6 protein-coding genes are annotated in these 6821 nt (G+C 65.3%); all 6 read left to right on the plus strand.

Annotation, left to right across the window (positions count from 1 at the left end; translation table 11 throughout):
• Positions 1-97 precede the first annotated feature (97 nt).
• Positions 98-1096 carry an arabinose ABC transporter substrate-binding protein gene (locus VGH68_RS09635; RefSeq protein ID WP_331603362.1) on the plus strand — a complete coding sequence of 333 codons (999 nt, stop codon included), beginning with the start codon at positions 98-100 and terminating at the stop codon, positions 1094-1096.
• 259 nt (positions 1097-1355) lie between these two features.
• On the plus strand, positions 1356-2918 hold the full coding sequence (araG, locus tag VGH68_RS09640; RefSeq protein WP_331603363.1) for an L-arabinose ABC transporter ATP-binding protein AraG: 1563 nt from the start codon (positions 1356-1358) through the stop codon (positions 2916-2918).
• 53 nt (positions 2919-2971) lie between these two features.
• Entirely contained in the window at positions 2972-3988 is a 1017-nt protein-coding gene (gene araH / locus VGH68_RS09645) for an L-arabinose ABC transporter permease AraH (protein WP_331603364.1), read from the plus strand.
• Positions 3989-4049: 61 nt separating this feature from the next.
• Positions 4050-4850: an SDR family oxidoreductase gene (locus tag VGH68_RS09650; protein ID WP_331603365.1), complete on the plus strand. Its 801-nt coding sequence runs from the start codon at positions 4050-4052 to the stop codon at positions 4848-4850.
• Positions 4847-5776 (plus strand): SMP-30/gluconolactonase/LRE family protein, encoded by a 930-nt coding sequence (locus VGH68_RS09655; protein ID WP_414696919.1) that lies wholly within the window; start codon positions 4847-4849, stop codon positions 5774-5776. Before VGH68_RS09650 ends, VGH68_RS09655 begins: the two co-directional genes overlap by 4 nt.
• Positions 5777-6027: 251 nt before the next feature.
• The coding region (locus VGH68_RS09660; protein ID WP_331603366.1) for an aldose 1-epimerase at positions 6028-6821 on the plus strand (794 nt) is incomplete at its 3' end.

Raw genomic sequence — 6821 nt, forward strand, 5'->3', positions numbered from 1 at the left:
CAGCAAACCGGACGACGCGCTGGCCGCGTGTGTCACACCGGTACAAGAAGACGCGGCCGATACCTTCTCGTTATCAATTAGTCAGGAGACACGCATCATGAAACGCAGAATTTTCCTCACGCTGGCAGCGGCCGCGGCGGGTGTCCTTTTTAACGCACCCGTTGTGCAGGCCGCCGATTCGGTCAAGATCGGCTTCCTCGTGAAGCAGCCGGAAGAACCGTGGTTCCAGGACGAATGGAAGTTCGCCGAGATGGCCGCCAAGGAGAAGGGCTTCACGCTGGTGAAGATCGGCGCGCCGTCGGGTGAGAAGGTCATGAGCGCGATCGACAATCTCGCCGCGCAGAAGGCCCAGGGCTTCGTGATCTGCACGCCCGACGTCAAGCTCGGGCCGGGCATCGTCGCGAAGGCGAAGGCCGACGGGCTGAAGATGATGACGGTCGACGACCGGCTGGTCGACGGCGCGGGCAAGCCGATTGCTTCGGTGCCGCATATGGGCATCTCGGCGTACAACATCGGCAAGCAGGTCGGCGACGGCATCGCCGCCGAAATCAAGAAGCGCGGCTGGGACATGAAGGACGTCGGCGCGATCGACGTGACCTACGAGCAACTGCCGACCGCGCATGACCGCACCAGCGGCGCGACCGACGCGCTGGTTGCCGCGGGCTTCCCGAAAGCGAACGTGATCACCGCGCCGCAGGCGAAGACCGACACGGAAAACGCGTTCAATGCCGCCAACATCGCGCTGACGAAAAACCCGCAGTTCAAGCACTGGGTGGCCTACGCGCTGAACGACGAAGGCGTGCTCGGCGCGGTGCGCGCGGCGGAAGGCCGTGGCTTCAAGGCCGACAACATGATCGGCATCGGCATCGGCGGATCGGACTCGGCGTTGAACGAGTTCAAGAAGCCGCAGCCGACGGGCTTCTTCGGCACCGTCATCATCAGCCCGAAGCGCCACGGCGAGGAAACCTCGGACCTGATGTACACGTGGATCACGCAGGGCAAGGAGCCGCCGCTGCTGACGCTGACGACTGGCATGCTGGCCACGCGCGACAACGTCGCCGAGGTGCGCGAGAAGATGGGTCTCGCGTCGAAGTAAGCGTGTGCCGCGCTCGCGCGGTCACGTGAAACGAGCACGAAGCTAGTGCGAAGTGAGCCGCCGCTGCGGGTTTCTTAAGACGATGAAACGAAGAAGCCCGCGACGGCGGCGGCAATGAAAGGTGAGCGGTAAATACAGGCCACGCGTGGCGCCAACCGCGAAGCAACGACGCGAGCAACGACGCGAAGTACGACGTGAAGCGGTTAGCACCAAAGATCCGGCAGCCACGCGCGAGCCTTACGAAGCAATAGGAGGCGAAGTGTCAGCGACGCTACGTTTTGACAATATCGGCAAAGTTTTTCCAGGCGTGCGCGCGCTCGACGGTGTGTCCTTCGACGTCAACGCCGGCCAGGTCCATGGCCTGATGGGCGAAAACGGTGCGGGAAAGTCGACGCTGCTGAAGATTCTCGGCGGCGAGTACCAGCCCGATTCCGGCCGCATGATGATCGACGGCAACGAGGTGCGCTTTCCGAGCGCCGCCGCGTCGATCGGCGCCGGCATCGCGGTGATTCACCAGGAGCTGCAATACGTGCCCGACCTCACGGTCGCGGAAAACCTGCTGCTCGGCCAGTTGCCGAACGCGCTCGGCTGGGTCAACAAGCGCGAAGCAAAGCGCTTCGTGCGCGAACGGCTCGAAGCGATGGGTGTGGCGCTCGACCCGAACGCGAAGCTGCGCAAGCTCTCCATCGCGCAGCGCCAGATGGTCGAAATCTGCAAGGTGCTGATGCGCAACGCGCGCGTGATCGCGCTCGACGAGCCGACCAGTTCGCTGTCGCATCGCGAGACCGAGGTGCTGTTCAAGCTGGTGCGCGATCTGCGCGCCGACAACCGCGCGATGATCTACATCTCGCACCGGATGGACGAGATCTACGAGCTGTGCGACGCGTGCACGATCTTCCGCGACGGCCGCAAGGTCGCGTCGCACCCGACGCTCGACGGCGTGTCGCGCGACACGATCGTCAGCGAAATGGTCGGACGCGAGATTGCGGACATTTATAGCTACACGGCGCGTCCGCTCGGCGAAGTGCGCTTCGCGGCGAAGGCGATCGACGGCCATCCGCTCGCGCAGCCGGCCAGCTTCGAAGTGCGGCGTGGCGAGATCGTCGGCTTCTTCGGTCTGGTCGGCGCGGGCCGCAGCGAGCTGATGCACCTGGTATATGGCGCGAGGCACCGCAAGGGCGGCGAACTGATGCTCGACGGCAAGCAGATCAAGGTGCGCAGCGCCGGTGACGCGATCAGACACGGCATCGTGCTGTGCCCGGAAGACCGCAAGGAAGAGGGCATCGTTGCGATGGCGAGCGTCGCGGAGAACATCAATATCAGTTGCCGCCGTCACTATCTGCGCGCGGGCGTGTTCCTCGACCGCAAGAAGGAGGCGCACACGGCCGACCGTTTTATCACGCTGCTGAAGATCAAGACGCCGCATCGCCGGCAGAAGATCCGCTTGCTGTCGGGCGGCAACCAGCAGAAGGCGATTCTGTCGCGCTGGCTGGCCGAGCCCGATCTGAAGGTCGTGATCCTCGATGAACCGACGCGCGGTATCGACGTCGGCGCGAAGCACGAGATCTATAACGTGATCTATCAGCTCGCCGAGCGCGGCTGCGCGATCGTGATGATCTCGTCCGAACTACCCGAAGTGCTCGGCGTATCGGACCGGATCGTCGTGATGCGCCAAGGCCGCATTTCCGGCGAGCTCGCGCGCAACGACGCGACCGAGCAGTCGGTGCTGAGTCTGGCGTTGCCGCAAAGCTCGACCGCGCTGCCTGATCAGCCAGGCGCGAACCCGGACGCTGCCAACGAGAGCACGCCGCACGCGGCCTGAACCTTATCTGGACGCGAGTCCACAACCCGTGGGGAACGGGAGGAGTATCGAACATGCAAGCCAGAGAAAACCTCGCGCAGCAAGCCGCCAAGAGCGCGGCCGACGCGCTGATTCCGCAAACCAGCGACAAGGCGAAATGGTGGCAGCAGATCACCGAGTACAGCCTGATCGTGATCTTTATCGTGATGTTCGTCACGATGTCGCTGACCGTCGACCATTTCTTCTCGATCGAGAACATGCTCGGTCTCGCGCTGTCGATTTCGCAGATCGGCATGGTCGCGTGCACGATGATGTTCTGTCTCGCGTCGCGCGACTTCGATCTGTCGGTGGGCTCGATCGTCGCGTTCGCCGGCGTGTTGTGCGCGATGGTGCTCAACGCGACCGGCAACACCTTCATCGCGATCATTGCCGCGGTCGTCGCGGGTGGCGTCATCGGCTTCGTCAACGGCGCGGTGATTGCGTATCTGCGGATCAACGCGCTGATCACGACGCTCGCGACGATGGAAATCGTCCGCGGCCTCGGCTTCATCGTGTCGCACGGGCAGGCGGTCGGCGTGTCGTCGGACACGTTTATCGCGTTGGGCGGCTTGACGTTGTTCGGCGTGTCGCTGCCGATCTGGGTCACGCTGATCTGCTTCATCGTGTTCGGCGTGATGCTGAATCAGACCGTGTACGGCCGCAACACGCTGGCGATCGGCGGCAATCCGGAAGCGTCGCGCCTGGCCGGTATCAATGTGGAGCGCACGCGTGTCTACATCTTCCTGATCCAGGGCGCGGTCACCGCGCTGGCCGGCGTGATTCTCGCGTCGCGGATCACGTCGGGGCAGCCGAACGCCGCCGAAGGCTTCGAGCTGAACGTGATCTCGGCCTGCGTGCTCGGCGGCGTGTCGCTGCTCGGCGGCCGCGCGACGATTTCCGGCGTCGTGATCGGCGTACTGATCATGGGTACCGTCGAGAACGTGATGAATCTGCTGAACATCGACGCGTTCTACCAGTACCTCGTGCGCGGCGCGATCCTGCTCGCGGCCGTGCTGCTCGACCAGTTGAAGAACCGCGGCGCGCGCGACTGATTGACGGACTCGCGAACCGCGTTGCTTCTCGTCATCTCAAGCTCATGAAAGGAATCGAACGATGTCGTCTCCGGCCAATGCCAACGCCCGCCTCGCGGATACCGCCTACGCGCGCTACCCCAGTCTCGTCGACCGCACCGTGCTGATCACCGGCGGCGCGACCGGCATCGGCGCATCGTTCGTCGAGCACTTCGCGGCGCAAGGCGCGCGCGTCGGGTTCTTTGACATCGATGCGAACGCGGGCGAAGCGCTCGCCGACCAGCTCGGCGATTCGAAGCACAAGCCGCTGTTTCTGAGCTGCGACCTGACCGATATCGACGCGCTGCAAAAAGCGATCGCCGACGTGAAAGCGGCGCTCGGTCCGATCCAGGTGCTCGTCAACAACGCGGCGAACGACAAGCGCCACACGATCGCCGAAGTCACGCGCGAATCGTTCGACGCGGGCATCGCGGTCAATATCCGCCATCAGTTTTTCGCGGCGCAGGCGGTGATCGACGACATGAAAGCCGCGAACAGCGGCTCGATCATCAACCTCGGCTCGGTCAGCTGGATGCTGAAGAACGGCGGCTATCCGGTGTACGTGATGTCGAAGTCGGCGGTGCAGGGTTTGACGCGCGGCCTCGCGCGCGACCTCGGCCCCTTCAATATCCGCGTGAATACGCTGGTGCCGGGCTGGGTGATGACTGAAAAGCAGAAGCGCCTGTGGCTCGACGACAACGGCCGCCGTCAGATCAAGGAAGGGCAGTGCATCGACGCCGAACTGATGCCGGACGATCTCGCGCGCATGGCGCTGTTCCTTGCCGCCGACGACAGCCGCATGATCACCGCGCAGGACGTCATCGTCGACGGAGGCTGGGCGTGACTTCCGGCGCGCGCAACCCGCAGGCGGCGCTGCTGCTTGACACCCGGTGCGAGCTCGGCGAAGGCGCGACCTGGTGCGCGCGCAGCGGCCGCTTCTACTGGACGGATATCGAGGGCGCGCGGCTGTGGCGTTACGATCCGGCCGATGGCCACAGCGATTCCTTCAGCATGCCCGAGCGGCTCGCCACATTTGCGCTGTGCGCGGATCCGCGCTATCTGCTGGTCGGACTTGCGTCGCACCTCGCTTTTTTCGATCTGCAGACCGGCAACACCCAGCGGATCGTCGACGTCGAACCAGGCCTCGACACGCGTGTGAACGACGGCCGCTGCGATCGCGAAGGGCGCTTCGTATTCGGCACCAAGGACGAAAGCGGGCAGTTGCAGCCGGTTGCCGGTTTCTATCGCCTGAATCGCGATCTGTCGCTCGAACGGCTGCCGTTGCCCGCGCCGGCGATTTCGAACAGCATCGCGTTCAGTCCCGACGGCGCGACGATGTACTACTGCGATTCGCCGACGCGCGAGATCCGCGCGTGCGACTATCGCGCGGACGGCGGCCTCGCGAACGATCGCCTGTTCACGCGTCTGACCGACGCAACCGGCATCCCCGATGGCTCGACCGTCGATAGCGAGGGCGGCCTGTGGAACGCGCAGTGGGGTGGCGCGCGCGTAGTCCGCTACGGCCCGGACGGCGTCGAAACCGAGCGCGTCGACGTGCCGACCGCGCAGCCGAGCTGTGTCGCGCTGGGCGGTCCGGCTCTCGGCCGGCCGGATGGCGGCGCGCAACTCGACACGCTGTACATCACGAGCGCGTACGCGGAGCTCGATGCGGCGGCGCGCGCAGCCGATACGCTAGCGGGCGGCGTATTCGTCGCGGCGCTCGCGCGGCGCGGTATGCCCGAGCCGGTGTTTCAGGGCGCGCCCGCGTAGCGCGGGATAACGCAGCCCCGGCCGAGCGCCGGCGCCGCGATCGTGCAGGCCACGTGGAAGCACAAGTCGATGGTGCAGTTCCGAAGCAGTACGTTGGCAGTGGATCGGCAACCAAGCGGCAACAAAGCGGCAACAAAGCGGCAACAAAGCGGCAGTATGCAGTTCGGACCCAAGGCGACCTGTCAGAAAAAAACGCCCGTAGCATCCGTCAGCCTGACGGCAATGTCCCAAGCCTCTCGATGGAGCCAGATATGACTGTTGCGAATCTCGTTTCAGCCTCATCCCCCACCTCGCAGAGCCGACGCTCGCGACTTGCCGCTGCGGCCAGTCCGGTGCTGGCGGGCCCGAGCACGTCCGCGGTCGCGCTCGGCGAAGGCAGTGCCGGCGATGTCGCCTGCATCACGCTCGCCAATGCGCAGTTGCGCGTCGACGTCGCGCCGACGCTCGGCGGCGGCGTGACGCGCTTCGACTGGCGCGACGACGGTGCGCTGACGCCGATCTTCCGGCGGTGCCGCCACGTCGGCCCCGACACGCAGCCGAACCAGCTCGCGTGCTATCCGCTGCTGCCGTATTCGAACCGGATCGGCGGCGGTCAATTCAGCATCGCCGGGCGGCGCGTCGACGTGCCGCGTAATCGCGACGACGAGCCGCTGCCGATTCACGGCGACGGCTGGCTCGCCGCATGGCAGCTCGTCGAGGCCGGCCAGCAACAGGTGCGTTTGACGCTCGATCGCCCCGATGGCAAGCCGTATGCGTTCCGCGCGGCGCAGACCTATACGCTCGACGGCCCGACGTTCGTCGTCGCGCTGGAAATCGAAAACACCGGACGCGAGACGCTGCCGTTCGGGCTCGGCGTACATCCGTTTTTCGTGCGCGACGCGGACACCGAACTGTCGGCGGCGGCCGGCGGCCTGTGGCTATCGGGCGACGACTGGCTGCCGGTGCGCCATGTGCCGGCGCCCCCCGCCTGGCAGTTCGGCGTTGCGTATCCGTTGCCGGAGACGATCGTCAATCACGCGTTCACCGGCTGGAGCGGCCAGGCGGC

This window comes from Paraburkholderia sp., from assembly GCF_036488505.1.
Lineage (GTDB): Bacteria > Pseudomonadota > Gammaproteobacteria > Burkholderiales > Burkholderiaceae > Paraburkholderia.